Annotated in this window: 1 protein-coding gene; it reads right to left on the reverse strand. The window is 44.5% G+C overall.

All coding sequences use genetic code 11. The annotated features are described in order from the left end of the window. Window positions 1-361 precede the first annotated feature (361 nt). Complete coding sequence (purF, locus tag VB711_RS23670) at window positions 362-1,861, reverse strand: amidophosphoribosyltransferase (RefSeq protein ID WP_323288821.1); 1,500 nt, start codon at window positions 1,859-1,861, stop codon at window positions 362-364. Window positions 1,862-2,020: the final 159 nt, after the last annotated feature.

Consider the following 2,020-nt stretch of genomic DNA (forward strand, 5'->3'; position numbering starts at 1 on the left):
AGCTTAACCGACAAGTATTGCTCTACCAGCAGTCTTTACAAATTGAAGAAAGCATTGGCAATGTCCAAGGTCACTCGAATACCCCTGCACCACGGTGAAATAAAAATTAAGAAAACTACAGGCAAATATCAGGCTACTAGAGGATGAATATGAGCGATTGAATAATCGTATTTTACAACAAGATGCTGATGATGAAGATTAAAAACCATTTAAAATTACTCCATATTTTCCCCATTGATGTCATAAATACCAAGAGTTTTAGCCCTAAAAATCACTACTTGTACACCACTACCCTTTAACGCAAGAAAACCCAACATTTCCGCGACTTTGTTGGGTTATTCCTTTTGGTGTGGGGTGTATTTTACACCACAACCTTTTCTAATATCAATTTAGAACGCTTCATGTGTTCAGGAATGGTTACAGGATAATCACCAGTAAAACAAGCAGAACAAAAACTATTAGTGTCTTCTCTGGTTGTTTCTAGCATTCCTTCCCAACTAAGATAGGCTAAAGTATCTGCTTCCAGTTGCTTGGTTATTTCCTGTACTGACTTAGTTGCAGCGATTAAATGATCTTGTGAATCGGTATCTATGCCGTAGAAACAAGGATGAGTAACTGGAGGGGAAGAAATTCTCATGTGTACTTCAGTTGCACCGGCATCTCGCAAGCTTTTGATCAGTTTGCGGCTGGTGGTTCCGCGAACTATGGAATCATCTACGATAATTACTCTTTTACCGTTGATGACATCTTTAAGGGGGTTGAGTTTCATCCTAATACCAGACTCGCGCATGGTTTGGGTAGGCTGAATGAAGGTGCGTCCCACGTAACGATTTTTAATTAGTCCTTCAACGTAGGGTATTCCAGAGGCTTGGGAAAAACCGATCGCTGCTGGTATGCCAGAATCAGGAACACCAAAGACTATATCTGCATCTACAGGGGATTCTTGAGCAATTCTGTGTCCTAACCGCATCCGATAACTGTACAAACTTTCGTTGTGCATGATGCTATCAGGACGAGCAAAATAAATCATTTCAAAAATACATAACTTCCGTTCTGGTTGTTGATTCCAGTGGAAGGATGCTAAACCGGTTTCGGTGATCCAAACTAATTCCCCTGGTTCTACGTCTCGGAGATATTCGGCACCAATGATGTCTAAAGCGCAAGTTTCGGAAGCGAGAACGTAACGCACTGGGTTACTATCTAGTGTGCCTATGACTAAGGGACGAATGCCGTTAGGATCACGCACTCCCATGATGCCGTGGGGTGTACCAATAACTAGACTAAATGCTCCTTGGCAACGGTGAAAGGCGCGGATAGAACCTTCTAACCAATCTGCACCGGCGTTTATTTCTTCAGCGATCGCGATCGCTATCATTTCTGAATCTGTGCTTGTCAATAAGTTAAAATTACTTTTCAGCAGTTCTTCTCGCAACTGCATTGTATTGACTAAGTTACCATTGTGTGCTAAGGCTAATGATCCTAAACGAGTTTCAACAATGGCTGGTTGGGCATTAACTTTGCGGCTAGAACCGGTAGTTGAATAACGAGTATGACCTACAGCTAGATTTCCGGGCAACTCGTCTAAAACCGATTCACTAAAAACTTGAGACACCAACCCCATATCTTTGTGATGGCGTACTAGCTTGCCTTCAAAGGTGGCAATACCTGCTGATTCTTGTCCCCGGTGCTGGAGGGCATACAATCCAAAATAGGTCAGTTTAGCAACATCTTGTTCTGGGGCATAAATACCAAAAACACCACAAGCTTCTTCTGGCTTGTCTGGTCGATTTTCTGGACTGTTGATTGGGTTGTTGGCAAGTTGGGGATATTCATCCGAAGTGACGGGATGGATGGGAATCATGCTGGTTTTGCTCCTGGTGGGGGGGTGTCTGTCGGGTCACTGGGGACTGGAGGGGGGAAGAGGGCAGGGGGCAGGGGGCAGGGGGCAGGGGAGGCAGGGGAGGCAGGGGAGGCAGGGGGGGCAGGGGAGGCAGGGGGAGAGAAGAATAAATTTTTTATT

The sequence above is a fragment of the Cronbergia sp. UHCC 0137 genome (assembly GCF_034932285.1).
GTDB lineage: Bacteria > Cyanobacteriota > Cyanobacteriia > Cyanobacteriales > Nostocaceae > Cronbergia.